This window comes from Nitrospiria bacterium, from assembly GCA_035498035.1.
In the GTDB taxonomy this organism is placed as follows: domain Bacteria; phylum Nitrospirota; class Nitrospiria; order JACQBZ01; family JACQBZ01; genus JACQBZ01.
Genome location: DATKAN010000010.1, coordinates 86,127 through 102,592 on the forward strand (window position 1 = coordinate 86,127; position 16,466 = coordinate 102,592).

The 16,466-nt window shown below is 58.3% G+C and carries 17 protein-coding genes; 5 read left to right on the forward strand and 12 right to left on the reverse strand.

Going from position 1 to position 16,466, the window contains the following annotated elements:
* Nucleotides 1-38: 38 nt before the first annotated feature.
* The 7 genes from VMN77_01585 to VMN77_01615 all read right to left on the reverse strand — a co-directional run bounded on the left by VMN77_01585 (nucleotide 39) and on the right by VMN77_01615 (nucleotide 8,013).
* Entirely contained in the window at nucleotides 39-614 is a 576-nt protein-coding gene (locus tag VMN77_01585) for a hypothetical protein (protein ID HTN42473.1), read from the reverse strand.
* 28 nt (nucleotides 615-642) lie between these two features.
* Nucleotides 643-2,085, reverse strand: coding sequence for an FAD-dependent oxidoreductase (locus VMN77_01590; protein ID HTN42474.1), 1,443 nt, complete (start codon nucleotides 2,083-2,085; stop codon nucleotides 643-645).
* Between the two features lie 17 nt (nucleotides 2,086-2,102).
* The gene (gene fbp / locus VMN77_01595; protein HTN42475.1) at nucleotides 2,103-3,137 is read right to left on the reverse strand and encodes a class 1 fructose-bisphosphatase; all 1,035 of its coding nucleotides are present in this window, start codon (nucleotides 3,135-3,137) and stop codon (nucleotides 2,103-2,105) included.
* Nucleotides 3,138-3,224: 87 nt separating this feature from the next.
* On the reverse strand, nucleotides 3,225-4,124 hold the full coding sequence (locus VMN77_01600) for a hypothetical protein (protein HTN42476.1): 900 nt from the start codon (nucleotides 4,122-4,124) through the stop codon (nucleotides 3,225-3,227).
* Nucleotides 4,125-4,167: 43 nt separating this feature from the next.
* Nucleotides 4,168-6,192 (reverse strand): beta-propeller fold lactonase family protein, encoded by a 2,025-nt coding sequence (locus tag VMN77_01605; GenBank protein ID HTN42477.1) that lies wholly within the window; start codon nucleotides 6,190-6,192, stop codon nucleotides 4,168-4,170.
* Between the two features lie 217 nt (nucleotides 6,193-6,409).
* Nucleotides 6,410-7,468 (reverse strand): Glu/Leu/Phe/Val dehydrogenase, encoded by a 1,059-nt coding sequence (locus tag VMN77_01610; GenBank protein HTN42478.1) that lies wholly within the window; start codon nucleotides 7,466-7,468, stop codon nucleotides 6,410-6,412.
* A 17-nt stretch (nucleotides 7,469-7,485) separates the two neighbouring features.
* On the reverse strand, nucleotides 7,486-8,013 hold the full coding sequence (locus VMN77_01615) for a hypothetical protein (protein ID HTN42479.1): 528 nt from the start codon (nucleotides 8,011-8,013) through the stop codon (nucleotides 7,486-7,488).
* A 173-nt stretch (nucleotides 8,014-8,186) separates the two neighbouring features.
* Here VMN77_01615 and VMN77_01620 point away from each other — a divergent pair, with 173 nt between their 5' ends.
* From VMN77_01620 to VMN77_01640, 5 genes are all read left to right on the forward strand, one after another.
* Nucleotides 8,187-8,927, forward strand: coding sequence for an FAD-binding oxidoreductase (locus tag VMN77_01620; GenBank protein ID HTN42480.1), 741 nt, complete (start codon nucleotides 8,187-8,189; stop codon nucleotides 8,925-8,927).
* A 128-nt stretch (nucleotides 8,928-9,055) separates the two neighbouring features.
* On the forward strand, nucleotides 9,056-9,901 hold the full coding sequence (locus VMN77_01625) for a DUF6502 family protein (GenBank protein ID HTN42481.1): 846 nt from the start codon (nucleotides 9,056-9,058) through the stop codon (nucleotides 9,899-9,901).
* Complete coding sequence (locus tag VMN77_01630; GenBank protein HTN42482.1) at nucleotides 9,888-10,871, forward strand: DUF5666 domain-containing protein; 984 nt, start codon at nucleotides 9,888-9,890, stop codon at nucleotides 10,869-10,871. Before VMN77_01625 ends, VMN77_01630 begins: the two co-directional genes overlap by 14 nt.
* 182 nt (nucleotides 10,872-11,053) lie before the next feature.
* On the forward strand, nucleotides 11,054-11,803 hold the full coding sequence (locus tag VMN77_01635) for a sulfite exporter TauE/SafE family protein (GenBank protein HTN42483.1): 750 nt from the start codon (nucleotides 11,054-11,056) through the stop codon (nucleotides 11,801-11,803).
* A 29-nt stretch (nucleotides 11,804-11,832) separates the two neighbouring features.
* A complete protein-coding gene (locus VMN77_01640) occupies nucleotides 11,833-12,585 on the forward strand; it encodes a GGDEF domain-containing protein (GenBank protein ID HTN42484.1) in 753 nt (250 codons plus the stop codon).
* On the opposite strand, the gene lipA is transcribed toward VMN77_01640, so the two are convergent.
* From lipA to VMN77_01665, 5 genes are all read right to left on the reverse strand, one after another.
* On the reverse strand, nucleotides 12,574-13,470 hold the full coding sequence (gene lipA, locus VMN77_01645) for a lipoyl synthase (GenBank protein HTN42485.1): 897 nt from the start codon (nucleotides 13,468-13,470) through the stop codon (nucleotides 12,574-12,576). The two genes, VMN77_01640 and lipA, sit on opposite strands and share 12 nt — an antisense overlap.
* 3 nt (nucleotides 13,471-13,473) lie before the next feature.
* Nucleotides 13,474-13,698 (reverse strand): hypothetical protein, encoded by a 225-nt coding sequence (locus VMN77_01650; protein ID HTN42486.1) that lies wholly within the window; start codon nucleotides 13,696-13,698, stop codon nucleotides 13,474-13,476.
* A gap of 105 nt (nucleotides 13,699-13,803) precedes the next feature.
* Entirely contained in the window at nucleotides 13,804-13,899 is a 96-nt protein-coding gene (locus tag VMN77_01655) for an AURKAIP1/COX24 domain-containing protein (GenBank protein HTN42487.1), read from the reverse strand.
* 186 nt (nucleotides 13,900-14,085) lie between these two features.
* Entirely contained in the window at nucleotides 14,086-15,033 is a 948-nt protein-coding gene (locus VMN77_01660) for a universal stress protein (protein ID HTN42488.1), read from the reverse strand.
* Entirely contained in the window at nucleotides 15,030-16,451 is a 1,422-nt protein-coding gene (locus tag VMN77_01665; GenBank protein ID HTN42489.1) for a DASS family sodium-coupled anion symporter, read from the reverse strand. Before VMN77_01665 ends, VMN77_01660 begins: the two co-directional genes overlap by 4 nt.
* Nucleotides 16,452-16,466: the final 15 nt, after the last annotated feature.

Below are 16,466 nucleotides of genomic sequence, written 5' to 3' on the forward strand. Positions count from 1 at the left end.
TTAACGGCAAGACATCTTCTCGGGGGGCGCCGGAAACATCAGTTCGGCGGGGTCAGGAGAGCGTCCACCGACCGTTCCAGTTCCCGGTCGTCCCAGCTGTTCACGATCTCGTCCACCATCTTCCGGCTCAGCGAAACCTCCACCCCGTGGTTGGACGGAAATGGCTCCTCCTCGATCACCTGTTTCATGAGATCGTCGAACCGGGTCCGTTGAAGATCGGAAAGCCATCCGGTTTGCGCAAGCCCGTCTTCCCATCGAGCCCGCTCCGGGCTCTTCACCATCCGATGGAACTGCAAGGCTTCCTGGGCGTCCCGCCAAAAGAGGGGATGGCCGCGGGCGATGATGCGAAATTGGGTCCTCAGCCCTTCGAGTTGACCGGGGGTGGGCGAGCCCCGCCTTTTCAGAATGGCCCAGAGCTCCTCCCTCGCCGGACGGACGCTTTCCTCCGGGTCTTCGGCCACCGAGAGTACCAGTTCCGTGATCTTTTGCCGCTCCTCCGGTGCCAGAGACACCGTCCCGCTACCTCCGGAAGCGCAACCCAGGAAGAGGGACAGACTAAACCCGAGGAAGACCGAGAGGATCTTGGACCATTCCGGTGCTTCTAGCTTGGCCACGTGACGATCGCTTCCCCCCGCGGTTCTCTTAGGGCGGCTTGGGACGAACCCGTTTCAACCACCAAGAAAGGAGTTTCGGAATACGGCCCGCAAAGAATTTATCGGCATAATACTGGTCGCTCGCCCGTTTATTGGCCTGGGCCTGGGTCGGATAGACATGGATCATTCCCGAGATATCGGCCACCCTTCCCCTTTTCTTAAGCGCCAGGGCATATTCATGGATCAGATCCCCGGCATGGGCGCTTAAGATCGTGCCGCCGATGATCCGGCCGTTCGGGCGGGTGAGCAGTTTTACGGTTCCCTGCGTCTCCCCGTCGATGATGTGCCGGTCGTTGTCGGCCACCGCGAACCGCCAGACCCGGTAACCCCCTTCGCCGAATTGTTGCCGGGCCTGTTCCTCGGTCAGGCCGACCTGGGCCAGCTCGGGATCGGTAAAGGTGCACCAGGGAACCACGGAATAATCGGCCTTCCGCCTCAGGAGAGGAACCAGCGCATTGGTAACGACCAGCCCGGCCTGGTACTCGGCCGTATGCGTAAACGGAAAGCCGCCCGTCACATCGCCGCAGGCGAAGATCCTCGGATTGGTCGTCCGCATGGTTCGGTCCACCTTGATTCCACTTTGATCGAACGCAACCCCCGCCTCGTCCAGCCCGAGCCCATCCACCCGCGGACGTTTTCCCGCCGCCACGAGCATCGCGTCCGCCTCGACCGGAAAGGATTGACCGTCGCGAACACAATGGAGACGGATCCGGTCGCCTTGCCGCTCGACCCGTTCGGCCCTCGTATTCAGCTCGATCCGCAGGCCCTCCTTTACAAGGATCTCGTGAAGCCGGCCGGCCGTTTCCCGATCATCCCTGTTGAGAATGCGACCGAGCGTCTCAACGACCGTGACACGGCTTCCCAGCCGATGAAAGGTCTGCCCCATCTCGCATCCGACGGGGCCCCCGCCCACCACCAGGAGATGTTCCGGTTGCCGGGACTGTTCGAAGAAGTTCTGGTGTGTCATGTAAGGGACGCGGTCGAGCCCCTCGATCGGAGGGAGGAGCGGATCGGCGCCGACCGCGATGCAGAACCGTCTCGACTTGAGTACGCGGCCGTTGACCTCCAGCCGGTCGTGGCCGGCGAACACGGCCCGGCCTTGAATCACTTCCACACCCATCTTTCGAAAACGGTCCGGATCATCGTGAGGTTGGATCGTCAAAATCACGTCCCGCATATGCTGCATCACCCGGGCGAAGTCGACCGGAAGCGTCTGGTCCCGGAACCCGTAGGAGCCGGCATGCTCCGTCAGGTGCTTGATCTTGGCCGAGCGGATCAAGGCCTTGCTGGGGACGCAGCCCGTCCAGAGGCATTCCCCGCCGAGACGTTCCCGCTCGATGAGGGCCACCTTGGCGCCCAGGCGCACCGCGCCGCTTGCCGTCACCAACCCTCCCGCGCCACCCCCGATCACGACCAGGTCAAAGATTTCCACCGACGCACCCGTCCGATCTATCTTTTTTCTCTTTTTCCGCGGACGCGCTTTTTCCGTCCCCCGGAAAATTCTTCCGCCAGGCTCACGGCCTCCGGACTGCCGATGATCAGCGGAACTCTCTGGTGAAGGTCGACGGGACGGACTTCCATGATTCGTTCCCGGCCGCTAATGGCCCGTCCGCCGGCCTGCTCGACGACGAAGGCGAGCGGGGCCGCTTCGTAGAGCAGGCGAAGCTTTCCCCGCGGATTCCTGGCATCGGCGGGGTATAGGAAAATGCCGCCGTGGAGAAGTGTTCGATGGAAATCGGCCACCAGCGAACCCACGTAGCGGGATGAGTAAGGCCGGCCGGTGGCGGGATCCTTCTCCTTTAAATAGTCGACGAAGGCGCGGATATGGGGCTCCCAGACCGGATAATTGGCTTCATTGATGCTGTAGGTCTTCCCCCGGGACGGGATGCGGATGTTCTCGTGCGAGAGGAGAAACTCGCCGATGGAAGGATCGAGCGTGAAACCGTGCACGCCGTTCCCCGCGGTATAGACCAGGAGAGTGCTGGGGCCGTACATCACATATCCGGCCGCAACCTGGTCCGAGCCGAGTTGAAACCATTCCTCCTCGGTCCGGTGCCGATCCCCGCCCAGCCTGTGATGGATCGAGAAGATCGTCCCGATCGTCCCGTTCACGTCGATATTGGACGAACCGTCAAGCGGATCAAAAAAAAGCGTGTACTTCGAACGGGAGCAGTTCTCCGAAAGGTGCCTGGGCTTTTCCATTTCCTCCGAGACCAGTGTGCAGACCAGTCGGCTGTGTCCGAAAACGTTGATGAAGGTTTGATTGGCGTATTCGTCCAGCCTTTTGACCTCTTCCCCGTGTACATTGACTTGACCGGTCACGCCCAGAATATCCACCAGCCCGGCGCGACTTACCGCCCGGGCGATGATCTTGGCCGCGAGGCCGATCTGGTCGAGCAGAATTGACAGCTCGCCCGTCGCGGAGGGGTGAGCCCGTTGCTCCAGCAGAATGTGACGCGTGAGCGTGATCCCTTTTGTGTTCATCGGCTCCTCTTTCATCATGCCCATGACCGGAATAGGGTTTTAGTTTACACCATTTCATCGTGACTGTCATCCGGCCGCTGCAGACGATTATTGGAAGGCCGCCGGGACGGCCTTCCAATCCGTAACCTTCTTCGCCCCTGCCGGCCTGTCGTCCTCCTCATCCTCCTCCGCCATAAGGACCGCCTTGATCTTCAGTCGTATGAGCGCCTCGGCCTCCGCCACGGAACGGGTGATTCCGGCCGAAATCTTCCTCCATCCCGCGTCCCGTACTTCCTGAAGCCGTTCGACAAAGCGCTCCATACGGCGTTCCGCATCGTCCGGCATCGGCCAGGCCGCAAGAGGCGCCGGTGGAAAACCTTGGTGAGTCAGCCAATCTTTTGCCTCCGTGATCAGCGCCTCGTCTCCGGTCTCGACATATAAAAGCTGATACGGTTTGGAAAGTCGGGAAAGAACCTTGACCGCCTCCGGCATCGCGTCCGAAGGGGGAGTCGGGCTAAATGGCGCGGGTGAGGGCTCGCCGGGGATTCGGACGGAGGAGACGGCCACGAGTAAAATCGGGGTCGAGGCATTACGGCAAGCAATCGATAGCTCAACCGGCCCGGCTTCATACCTCGGGTTTTCTACAAGACGGACCGTGACGGTATACAGCCCCGGCTTGGAAGGGACAAAGCTTTTGACGGCCATTCCATCGCCCCCCGAGAGGGTCTGCCCCAGGGAGCGGTCTTTCAGAAGAAACTCGATCCGTTCGCCGCTCACGGGCCGGTTCACCAATCCCAATCCGCCCGTCACCAAGCGGACGGCCATCCGGACCGGTTGCTTCGGCTGGGCGAGTTGATCGAAGGGAATGATCGAGGCGGATGATCGGGCCGAAACCAGATTTACAGAGAATAAAACGAGAAAAAAACCGATAGGAACCGGGAGGATCCGAGCCATCTTGAAAGGACTCCGGCCTTCCGGCCGGCGCTTCAATACCGAACCGGTCTGCATGGTTCCGCATTCACCCGAATCGGTAAATCTCCCACCTCCACCCTTATTGAATCGTCCCCGTCACGGCAATGGAGACCGGGGTTGTACCAGCCGTAACCGGAGAGCCGACCCCCGTCAACCCGCCCGACGTTTGATTGATCTTGAAGGTTGAAATGCTGCCCGAGGTGTTCGACACATACACAAAATGACCGGACGGATCCACGGTGACCGCGGTCAGGCTTGCGCCGACCGGGACCGGCGAGCCGACCGCCGTCAACCCGCCGCTCGTTTGATTGATCTTATAGACTGAGATATTGAACCCAAACTCATTGGCCACATAGACAAAACGACCGGAGGGATCCACGGCGATTCCGATCGGAAATGTACCGGCATTAACGAGCGCGCCGCCACTCAACGCGCCCGTCGTTTGATTAATCGTGTAGGCCGATACGTTGCTTGAACCCTGATTCGCCACATAGACGAATCGACCGGTGGGATCCACGGCAACGGCCCTCGGGGTTGTGCCGGCATTAAACTGTGAAACGCTGCTCAAAGCACCCGTCGCTTGATTAATCGTGTAGGCCGAGACATTGTTCGAGGTGTTCGCTACATAGGCAAACCGGCCTGTAGGGTCCACGGCGACTCCGGTGGGGCTTGTGCCGGCCGAAACTGTCGAGGGGGACCCCAAAGCACCGGTTGTTTGATTGATGGCAAATCCTGAGATACTGTTCAAACTGTTCGTTACGTATAAAAACCGGCTGGTGGGTTCCACGGCAATAGCAGTTTCGATAGCGCCGGACGCGGCCGTAAACGGCGAATTGCTGAGCTCCGTCAACATACCATTGGTTGGATTACTCGTGTAGGCCGAGACACTGCTAAGACTGTTAGCCACATAGGCAAACTGCCCTGTCGGATCCACGGTGACCGCGTTAGGGTTCGTGCCGGCATTAAAAAGTGAGCCGCCACTCAACACGCCGGTCGTCGGATTAATCGTATAGGCCGAGACGTTGCTCGAGCCCCAATTCGCCACATAGGCAAACGTCGGTGTGTACACGACCGGGTTGGTGCCCGTGGTGATGGCCATCGCGTTGGCCCCGCGGCATGCGACTGTACCGAGCGAGGTGAGCGCGCCGCTGGAGCCGATACTGTAACTCAGGATGTTATGCGCTCCGTTGATCCCCACGTAAACAAATTGGCCCGAGGAGTCCACGGTGATTGCGTTGGGGTTCGTTCCGGTCTTAAACGGCGAGCCGTTGATCTTGGCCAAGGCCCCGGTCGTTTGGTCGATGGTGTAGGCCGAAATGTCATTCGAGCCCTGATTCGACACGTAAGCAAACTTCCCGGTGGGATCCACCGTCACGGTAACAGGGTTCGTGCCGGCCCCAAACGGCGAGTTGAGGTCCTCGGTTAGTTCGCCGGTCGTTTGATCGATGGTGTAGGCCGAGACGTTTTTCCCACCTTCATTGGCCACATAGGCAAATTTTCCCGAGGGATCGATAGTGACAGAGACGGGATTCGTGCCCGCCAGAAAATTCATGCCGTTGCACCCGGCTCCCCCGCCGCAGTCGATCTGCGTTAGCGCCCCTGTGTTCACGTCGATTGTATAGGCCGAGACGTCGCCGCTGGCATTGTTCGCCACGTAGGCAAACTGACCCGAAGGATCTACGGTCACGGAGGCGGGATTCGTGTTTGCCAAAAAATTCTTGGTTTTGCACCCGGGTCCCCCGCCGCAGTCGATCTGCATGAGCGCCCCCGTGCTTGGGTTGATCGTATAAGCCGAGACGTCGTCGCTGCCATTGTTGGCCACGTAGGCGAACTTCCCGGTGGGATCCACCGTCACGGAAACAGGGTCTGTTCCGGCCCCGAACGGCGAGTTGAGGTCTTCCGTCAACGCCCCGGTCGAAAGATCGACGGCATAGGCCGAAACATCGTTAGAGGATCCATTCGCCACGTAGACAAATTTACCGGCCGGATCGACGGCGACCGACTGCGGAAGCGATCCGGTCGCCGTATACCCACGGTGGCGCAGTTGACCCGTGGCGGCGTCTACCGTGAAGATGGATAGGGTGCTATCGGAGGCACTCGCCACATAGGCAAAGCGGGCCGGAGGGCCCTGGGGGCCGCGCCCGCCACCGCCTCCTCCGCCACCCCCGCCACCTCCGCCCCCACCGCCACCCCCGCCCCCGCCACCACCACCGATGCTACTCCCCCCACATCCCGCCAAAGAGAAAAGCAAAACAAGGAGCCATCCTTTTATGCGGTTTTTATGATCTGTTCCCATGAATAAATGCATCGGAAATAATCTTTCAGCCTTCCGAGCGCCCCGCACGAGCCTTCGCCAGTCGCTCTTCCACCAGACGGTTGGAGGCTTCCAGAGGCGTAATTTTTTCTTCCTTCGCACGAGCGAACACCCGGGACAGGGTTTCCGAGATCCCGGCCACACGCTCCTCCGCCTTTTCTTTGTGATAACCTTCCATTTCACAGGCGATGTTGATCAAACCTCCGGCATTGATGACATAGTCCGGGGCATAAAGAATGCGCCGGCGTTGAAGAAGGTTCGCATCCGCCCAGCTGGCCAGCGGATTGTTCGCCGCGCCGGCGACAATCCGGCAACGGAGTTTTGAAATCGCGGCCGAATTCAGCACCCCTCCCATCGCGCAGGGTGCGAAGATATCGCAAACCGCGGTATGAATTCTTGCGGGCGGTAAGGTCTCGGCTTTCAATTCGGCCACCGCAGCCTTCACCCTTGACGCATCCAGATCCGAAACGATCAGCCGGGCTCCTTCTCCATGAAGCAGTCCGGCCAAATGCCGCCCGACTTTCCCAAGACCCTGCACCGCAACGGTTCGATCCCGGAACGAATCGGATCCGAACACCTCCTTTAGACAGCACCGCATCCCGCCCAAAACGCCACGGGCCGTCATGGAAGACGGATCGCCGCTTCCCCCCTTTTCTTCGGGGATTCCCGCGGCGTAGCGGGTCAGTTCGCGGATCGTCTCCATATCGGAGAGGGTCATTCCCACGTCCTGCGCCGTAACATAGAGACCGGCCAGGGAATCGACCGATCGACCGAACGCGCGGAGCAATCGCGGGGTTTTCTCCTGCGGCCGCGCGCAGATTACCGCCTTTCCGCCGCCCAAGTTCAACCCGCTGATGGCGGCCTTATAGGTCATCGCTTTCGAAAGCCGGAGCGCGTCGGTGGCCGCCTCCTCGAAGGTCTTGTAGGACCAGAAACGGCAGCCGCCCAGGGCGGGTCCGAGCAGGGTGCTGTGAATGGCGATGATCGCGTTCAGACCGGTCTCCGAATCGGTCGTGACAATCAATTGCTCGTGCCCCTCTTTGGCCATCACCTTGAACAGTTCCATCGCGCGATCCCCTGCGATCAGATGCTTTTTTTCTTGGTCCCGGCCTTCGCTTTGTTTTGATTCGCCGCCTTATCGATCCGGACTTGATAAATGAAACCGGCCCCCTTGCGAAGATCTAATATAGAGTCGGCATCTTCCCACCGCGTATGTTGGATGGGCAGACCGAAAAAATCTTCCTGATAAACCTCATTGGGCTCACCGAAGTTTTTCTTCATTTCCCCGACGAGGTCTTCGTAAAACCGCGTGTGGAAATAAATCCGGTCATAGATGATAAACACCTTATAGAGACGGGCCTGATAGAAATAATATTCAACCCGCTCGTGGTTCGGTGTCATTCGAAAATAGACATCCGGATCCGCTTCCAGGTGCTCCGCATATCCGAACCCATCCGTCATCTCGGCCCGCTCGATATCGACCTGCTTCTGAAGCTCGGCCACGGTGATGCCCCAACCGGCCCGGTCATAACCGCCGGGTAAGGCCGCTCCGGCCGCGGCATACGATGGCAGGATCAGGCTGAGTAGGATGATGAGGATCCGCATCGGCATTTTCCGCCTCCAAGGTATCATGTTTATGATCCAGTGGCAAGAGGCGGGAAAAAAGGGCTTTATACTTCATGGAAATAAAAAAACGCCGCCCTTGGCGATGGGAGAAGTCGGCGAGAGAATAAACACCGACAATGTTGCACATCGCGGCGGGACCGGGGTAAGATAAGGTCACCATGGCGGCGCGCGATCAAAAACAAATGAGCCTGGTCGTCAGTGAGATTCGACAAGAGACGCCGGAGATCAAATCGATTCGCTTGGATCTGGGGGCGAACAAGCCTTTCTCTTTCCGACCCGGCCAGTTTGTCATCCTCACGTCCGAGGTCTGGAATCCGAAACGCAACCGGATGGGAACGGCAAACCGCGCCTTCTCCTTGTCGTCCTCCCCCACCGAGGAAGATTACATCGAGATCGCGGCCAAACGGTATCCGGAAGGCCGCCTTACACCGTGGCTTCACGATACCGTCAAGGTGGGCGATACCCTGAACGTCAAAGGGCCGGAGGGGAACTTTGTGTTCACGGAGGGTGAGAGTGAGGAAATTGTTCTGATCGCCGGTGGGATCGGAATCGCACCCTACCGCAGTATGATCCGCTACATCCTCGCTAAAAAACTGCCGGTCCGCGTCACCCTTCTCTACAGTGCCCGGACAAGCGAGGACTTTGCCTTCAAAGCGGAATTCGACGCGGCGATGAAAATGCACCCCAATCTTAACTGTACCTATACGGTTACACGTCCGGACAAAACATCTTGGACAGGCCGCATAGGACGATTTGACGAGGCCTTTCTTAAAAACCATATCGGGCCTATCGGGACATTATACTGTCTCTGTGGACCGGACCGGATGATCAAGGAATGCGGCCAAATCCTCACAAACCTGGGCGTCCCTTTCCCCTTGATCAGGTCGGAACGTTGGTAGCATTTTTTCCTTTTGCTATCGATAAGCTCCAGCCCTCCGGTATCAAATCCTTTTTCCGTTTTTTTTTATTCAAACGAAATTAAAATTAGCTTGACAATAATCATAATTTGGGAATATTATCCCAAATAATGAGTGAAATTAAAAAAGCACTGTATACAGCCGCGTTGAATATTCTTCGTCCGCTGATCAGAATTCTTCTACGCAATCATATCCCCTTCGGGGCCTTTGCCGATCTCGCCAAGCGCGTCTATGTCGATGTGGCGCTCGAAGAGTTTGGCATTCCAGGGCGAAAGCCGTCCATCTCCCGCGTCTCGATCATCACAGGACTGACACGTAAAGAGGTGAGTCTCATCAAAAAACCTCCCTCGCTGGAAAATGGCGAAGAGCTTGAGCGGTATAATCGCGGCGCACGGGTCATCAGCGGCTGGATTAGGGACAGGGCCTTTTGGAATAAGGAGGGTCAACCGAGCGAGCTTCCCATTGAAGGCAAAGAGACATCCTTCAACGAATTGGTGAGACGCTACGGAGGGGATGTCCCTTCACGCGCCGTGCTGGATGAGCTCTTGAGAGTGGGGGCCGTCGAGCGATTGCCGGACGGCCGGGTCCGGCTGATCGCGCGAGCCTTCATTCCGCACGCCCAAGAAGCGGACAAAATAAGAATACTTGGTACCGATGTCAGGGATCTGATCTCCACCATCGATCACAACCTGCAGAGCCACCCGTCCGACAGCTTTCTTCAGCGGAAAGTATCCTACGATAACTTGCCGGCCGAAGCCCTGTCAGAGATCCGTATTCAGGCCGTCCAAAAGGGACAGTCACTGCTGGAGGAGTTGGACCGCCTGATGTCTCAAAAAGACCGGGACATCAATCCGTCATCGAAAGGAACCGGTCGAAAACGAGCGACGATTGGAATTTTCTATTTTGAGGATGACGCGCAGCCACCCGATAAGGAGAAGAAGAATGAAGGGGTTTAGAGTTGTGCCCGCAATCTATAGTTTATTCATTCTAACGGCCCTAACCTCCTGCGGAAGCAGCGGCGGGCCCACCGCCGGCGGGGGGGTGGGTGGAACGGGGATCAGCGTGGGTCCGATCACGGGATTCGGAAGTGTATTCGTCAACGGTGTGGAGTTCTCAACAACAACCGAAACCTCCATCACAAAGAACGGAAGCGCGTCCGACGAGAACGACCTTCGGGTCGGGATGGTCGTCGCCGTCCAGGGCACGTTCGACGCCAACGGAACAAGCGGGACGGCCGAAAAGATCGACTTCAACGATATTCTCGAGGGCCCCATCCAAACCGGAAGCATCCAGACGGTGGATCAATCCTTTATGGTGATGGGCCAGCCGGTGAAGACCGATTCAAAAACACAGTATGCAGTCGTCACAGGATTCGACGATTTAAAGGATGGATATGTCATCGAGGTGAGCGGCCTGCCGCAGTCCAATGGAACTCTCCTGGCCACCTATATCGAACTAAAATCCACGTCCTGCTCTCCCGGAGACGAATCCGAGGTCAAGGGCACGATCCGAAACTTGGATGCCACGGCGAAGACCTTCCAGATTGGCAACCTGATGGTAGACTACAGCGCAGTTCATCCCGAGGATCTTCCCTCCGGGGGCCTCAGCGACGGGATGTTCGTCGAGGTGAAAACCACGGCCTGCTACAGCAGCGGGGTCCTGACCGCCAGCCAGGTGGAAGTCCAGACGCAGGAGATCCCGAGCACCGAAGGAACCCGAGTGGAACTGGAAGGCTTTATCACCCAGTTTCTCTCCCCCGCCAACTTCAATGTCAACGGCCAGCCTGTTTCGACAACGGGAGCGACCGTGTACGAACCCCTCGGAAAAACTTCGAATGATCTGGCTCTAAACGTGCAGGTGGAAGTGGAAGGACATTTGAACGCGCTCGGAGTCTTGATCGCCGATAAAATCTCTTTTGACGACTAAGATGGGCGGAGTGAAAGGAGGAAAATATGACGCTAAGGGATACATGGATCGTGGCCGTTTATCTGGTCACCCTGGTGTTGTGGATCTCCGCGACCGAAATGCTCGGCGGCTGGTTCAGCGTCGACTAGCGCTGCTTTGACGGTTGACAATGCGGGTCGTCTTCGGCAACAATCCGGGTCACCATGCCCTCGGACCTGATCTGGCTTCTTCCTCTATTTCTGCTGGCCGCGATGCTCTATTCCTCGGTCGGACACGGCGGCGCTTCGGCCTATCTCGCCATTCTGGTCCTCGCCGGCTACGCCCGGCCGGAGATCGCGCCGACGGTTTTGATCCTGAACATCCTGGTCACCGTGACCGGGTTAACCAACTATTATCGCGCCGGCTATTTCACCTCTCGGATCCTATGGCCCTTCATCCTCGCGTCCATCCCGGCCGCCTACCTGGGGGGGATGATCCCCCTTTCACAGCCGGTCTTCTCCGGCATCCTCGGAGGGACGCTCTTCATCGCCGGCCTCCGGTTCATCCTGTTTACAAAGCCGATTCTGCCCCGCCCTCCCGTAAATGCGGTTTGGATCTACGCCATCGGGCTCCCCGTCGGACTGGTTCTCGGATTTCTGGCCGGATTGATCGGCATCGGGGGAGGGATCTTTTTGAGCCCCCTTCTGTTGTTGATGGGCTGGGCGAACGCCAAACAAACGGCCGCGGTTTCGGCCGCCTTTATTATCTTAAACTCGTTAAGCGGGCTTGCCGCCCATGCCCTCAACGGAACAATGCATCCGGGCCTGGCCCTTCCGCTGGGGCTCACGGTATTGATCGGAGGGCAGATCGGCTCCTGGTGGGGGGCCCGAAAAATTCCGCCCAAAGTCCTGCAACAAGTCCTAGGCACGGTTCTGTTGACCGCATCGCTCAGGATGATCTACGACCTTCTCTGAGATTCCGCCGGTTTGATTCGCGGAGGACGATGACGTATAATTTGCATATGGACAAACTACCCGTCCGATCCGGCATTTTATCGATCCTATTTTATCTCCTCATCATCGTGCCCTGGTTGATTCGTTATCTGGAAGAAGGACGCTTCGCTCAATATCCCCGTGAGCTTATCCCCCAGTTCGGCCTTTCGGTCTTGATCGGGACGGGCGTTTATGTCTCGCTCCATTATCGGCGTCGATGTCTTCGGCAGCAGAGCGAAATTGAACGGTTGGCTCAGACCGATCCCGTGACGATGCTGGGCCATCCACGGGCCTTGGAAGAAGCCCTCGTCAAAGAGATCGCACGGGCGCGCCGGATGGACCGACCGCTGTCCTGCATTTTCGCCGATCTGGACGATTTCAAGATGATCAACGACCGCTTCGGCCATGCCGCCGGAAACGCCGTCCTCCAGACCGTCGGCAAAACCATCCAGGGCATCATCCGGCAGGGAATGGATTTGGCCTTCCGCTACGGCGGGGACCAGTTCGTCGTTATCCTTCCCGAAGCGGCCAAGGCCCAGGCCTACGTCATCGCCCAGCGCCTGCACCAGGCCCTGTCGAAACTCCGCCCGCCGGTGATTCCGCTAAAAACAGTTCGGGCCGTTCTGGCGGTGGCCCAGCTCCGGCCTTACCAGAAAGCGACCGACCTTCTCGGCTTGGTCGACAAAGCGACCCGCCTGGCCAAGACCCGAACTAAAGATTTCATCATCGATGCGGAAGAGCTTGAAAAGGAATTAGGGGCTTGATCGAATAGTCAGGGCCTGTTCCTCGGCGTGGTAGGAACTCCGTACCAACGGACCGGATTCGATGTGTCGGAATCCAAGACGCAGTCCTTCTTCCTTCAGGGAAGAAAATTCATCCGGGGCGTAATACCGGATGACGGGAAGATGGGCGGTCGTGGGCTGCAGGTACTGGCCCAGCGTCAGAATATCGCAGCCGGCTTCAACCAAATCACCCATCACCGACCGAATTTCATCGTCCGTTTCTCCCAATCCCAGCATCAGGCCGCTTTTGGTGACGAGGCCCGCTTGCTTGGCCCGGGAAATAACCTCAAGACTCCAGGAATATTTTCCCTGCGGACGCACGGTGCGGTAGAGGCGCGGGGCGGTCTCGGTGTTGTGATTGAGGATCTCCGGTCGGGCTTCGAATACCCGGTCCTGCGCCGCCCGGGAGCCTTTAAAGTCCGGGATCAGAACCTCGATCGTGCAGTCGTGCCGCCTTCGGATCGCATCAATCGTCTCGGAAAAGATTCCCGCGCCGCCGTCGGCCAATTCATCCCGGTTCACGGAGGTGATCACGGCATGACGGAGGTTTAACGCCCGGACGGCATCCGCCACACGGCGGGGCTCATCGGTGTCCAGGCCGGGCGGGCGGCCGGTGGCGACGGCGCAGAAACCGCAGCTGCGTGTACAGACATCGCCCAGGATCATGAAGGTCGCCGTCCCCCGGTTCCAACAGTCCCAGACATTCGGACAACGGGCCTCTTCGCAAACCGTGTGAAGCCGGAGCTCCGAAAGGAGGCCCTTCATATCCCGATAACGCGGACCCGGAAAGGCTCGCACTCGAAACCACGGCGGCAACCGCGTCCGGCCTTCCCTTGAACCGTCTTGAAGAACCGGAAGGGGATTCATGGATCAGTCTTTCTCAATAATCGACTCGATCATATCTTTGTTGATCGAAATGTAGGGAACCTTCTCGTTTGAACCGTCGACTTGAACATCCGTTAGATTGATGAAGGTTCGATCTTCCTCGTTTAATACGTCGGAGACCCGCTTGCGCATGGGCGGAATGAGCAGAAACCCCTCGTAGCTCGCATACGGGGTTCGAACCTTGACATGCACTTTTTTTCCGGCGGCCATGGTGGACCTTTCCCTCCTGGTGTGTGAATAATAACCCGCTTCCCGGTTTCGGCCGTAGAGCGAGACCGGACGGACTTTCTTCGCAAAGCCTCGAGCGCTCGACGCTTACCGTTTCTTGCGCTGATGGCGCATCTTCTTTCGAAGCTTTCGGTATTTGTGCTTCCGCATCTTTTTGCGCCGTTTCTTGACCACTCTCGACATGGATATCCTCCTCTGGAACGATCATTCTATCGATATCGGCCGCAAAAGGCAAATCCCCAAGGCACCGACCTTTGAAGAACCCCGGGCTTCCATCCGGGGATTCTTCGATCCGGGTGGAAACGCCCCTATTTTAATTCGCTCGCTAACCCCGCCTCCACAGGCGGGAGTTGCGCTCGCTAAACGGATTCAACCGGCCCTTCGGCCCGTGCTGCGCCGTTTGGTTTCGGGCTTCTCCCGAACCAAAAGGACCGGACATGCGCCGTATTCGATCACCTTGAGCGGAACACTGCCCAGAAAAAACCGCCGGACCGCCGAGCTCCCGCTGGCCCCCATGACCACGATGTCGTGATCCTTGGCCTCGTCGATAATCACCTCCGAGGGACGGCCGGAGCGCACCTTGACATCGGCCTGGACCCCCAATTGGGCCAGGATCATCTCCGCCCGCCGCACCTGCTCCTGGGAGGCCTTCTGCCCCTCCGGCTCCGCGGCGACGGACAGAATGGTCACCCGCGCATTCAGGGCCTGCGCGATCTGGGCGCCGAACAATTCGGCCTTCTCCGCCAGCTTTGAACCATCCGTGCACATGAGAAAGTCGTGGCTCTCTCGGATGTTTTTTGCAATTAAAACCGAACAAGGGGCAAATTCGGCGATCCGCAACGCCGTGCTGCCCACAAAGTAACTGGCGATGCCTTCATGGCCCCGGGATCCGGTCAGGACCAAGTCGTAGCGTCCCTGACCGGCCTCCGTCAGGATTTCCTCCGCCGATTCGCCCTCACGAAGTTTCAGCCGCACGCGTTCGGAATTGCGGCCGATCAGATGCAGTTCAACCCCTCCCTCGGCCGACCCCCGGAAGGTCTGACGGACCCCGGAATCCTTTTCGGCTGAGAAGGCCACCAAACCGGCCCCGGCCAGGATGTCCCTCGCACGCTTCAGGTATTGAACCCCAGGAATGTCCAGATCCCACTCCCCCATCTTCTTCCGTGCCGTCGTCAGATAGATCGAGTCCCCCCCGGGAGCCACGGGACGGACGTATAGAACCGTCACGTCCGCATCCAGCTCGTGGGCAAATTTCCCGCCGAATCGAATCGCCTCCTCCGCGTACGTCTGGCCGTCGGTGCACATTAATATCTTCATTCGCCACCCCCCGGAAACGCCAACAGCCTCCAGTAGCCAAAGGCCACCAGCAAGAGCAGCCCCAATGATGCGATATTCATTTTCCAACCGGCCCTGATAAAATCAGCTCGTTTCAGATATCCGCTGCTGTACACCATTCCGCAGGCCGGAGACCCGATGGTGGTCATAAACGTGAAAGCCGACGCCACGGCCGTGACCAGACCGGTGGCCACGATCGATGTGCCGGAAAGATCCGCCATGTGCAGGGTGATCGGGGCCAATAATCCGACCGTGGCGCCGCTGCTCATCACGGAAGCCAGGGCCATCGTCAATAAGGCCACAAATAACAGCATCGGGATTCCGCCGTGCAGTCCCAAAGGCTCGACCCCTCGGAGCACCCACTGGGCCGTCCAGTTCGCCGCGCCGGTATCCCGCATCGCGATTCCGATTGAAATGGCCCCCGCATAGATGAAGATCACTCCCCAATTGATTCCCCGGCTGAAATCCTCCCAATGGGCAATTCCGGTCATCAGATATAAGGCCACGCCGATCATGGCCGTGGTTCCCAGTCCGATTTGATCGCTCACGGTGATCCATAAGAACACGGTGAAAAAAAATATGATAACCGTCCACCCATCCCGTGCGGTGACGGTTCCTTCTTCCGCAACCCGGCCTCGAAGTTCCTCGATGGACCGGCTGAGGTCCACCACCTCGGGTCGAAAAGTTTTGAGAAGGACCCAGGCGACCAGCGGAATTTGAATAAGGACCATGGGATAGAGATACTCCATCCACTGGAGATAACTCACGTGCAGATGAAAAAGCTGCTTCCAGTAGGTCAGCATGATGGCATTGCGGGCTCCCCCGGACGGACTTCCGATTCCGGCCAAAACCGCACCATAGGCGATCGCCAGCATGATCAGAGGCGGAAGATTTTTCAGTTCCCGGCGGTCCGGCCCGGCGTAGGAAATCAAGGTCATCCCCACCGGCATCATCATGGCCACGACCGTATGCTCCCCGATAAACGATGCGATCAGGGCCGAAACGACAATGAGCCCGACCACCACGCGCTCCACGCGGGGCCCCGTGACCCGTACGATGGCCAGCGCGAGTCGTTTATCCAGTTTCTGCTTTACGATCGTCTCGGCGATCATCAGCGAGCCCATGATAAAAAGAAGGGAATCGCTGACAAAGGACCGCGATACCTCCATCGGACCGGCAATGCCCAGGAGTACCTCGAATATGCCGATCAGAATGGCGACCGTGGGAAGCGGCATGGGCTCCGTGACAAAAAACACGATCGCCGCGATGGCGATGGCCAACGATTTCTGGCCCGACGCCGTTAGGCCGGCAGGGGGCGGAAAAAGCAGAATGACGCCGCCCAAAATAAAACCCGCCGCGATCCACCTCCGCCGGACCAAGAAATTGAAAAGGCCACCCATCGGGTTGTTTCCTAA

Coding starts and splice junctions, on each gene's coding strand:
- fbp (HTN42475.1), bottom strand. CDS start 3,137: ATGAACACAAAAGGGATCACGCTCACGCGTCACATTCTGCTGGAGCAA.
- VMN77_01600 (HTN42476.1), bottom strand. CDS start 4,124: ATGCAGACCGGTTCGGTATTGAAGCGCCGGCCGGAAGGCCGGAGTCCT.
- VMN77_01610 (HTN42478.1), bottom strand. CDS start 7,468: ATGGAACTGTTCAAGGTGATGGCCAAAGAGGGGCACGAGCAATTGATT.
- VMN77_01615 (HTN42479.1), bottom strand. CDS start 8,013: ATGCCGATGCGGATCCTCATCATCCTACTCAGCCTGATCCTGCCATCG.
- VMN77_01620 (HTN42480.1), top strand. CDS start 8,187: ATGGCGGCGCGCGATCAAAAACAAATGAGCCTGGTCGTCAGTGAGATT.
- VMN77_01625 (HTN42481.1), top strand. CDS start 9,056: ATGAGTGAAATTAAAAAAGCACTGTATACAGCCGCGTTGAATATTCTT.
- VMN77_01630 (HTN42482.1), top strand. CDS start 9,888: ATGAAGGGGTTTAGAGTTGTGCCCGCAATCTATAGTTTATTCATTCTA.
- VMN77_01635 (HTN42483.1), top strand. CDS start 11,054: ATGCCCTCGGACCTGATCTGGCTTCTTCCTCTATTTCTGCTGGCCGCG.
- VMN77_01640 (HTN42484.1), top strand. CDS start 11,833: ATGACGTATAATTTGCATATGGACAAACTACCCGTCCGATCCGGCATT.
- lipA (HTN42485.1), bottom strand. CDS start 13,470: ATGAATCCCCTTCCGGTTCTTCAAGACGGTTCAAGGGAAGGCCGGACG.
- VMN77_01650 (HTN42486.1), bottom strand. CDS start 13,698: ATGGCCGCCGGAAAAAAAGTGCATGTCAAGGTTCGAACCCCGTATGCG.
- VMN77_01655 (HTN42487.1), bottom strand. CDS start 13,899: ATGTCGAGAGTGGTCAAGAAACGGCGCAAAAAGATGCGGAAGCACAAA.
- VMN77_01660 (HTN42488.1), bottom strand. CDS start 15,033: ATGAAGATATTAATGTGCACCGACGGCCAGACGTACGCGGAGGAGGCG.
- VMN77_01665 (HTN42489.1), bottom strand. CDS start 16,451: ATGGGTGGCCTTTTCAATTTCTTGGTCCGGCGGAGGTGGATCGCGGCG.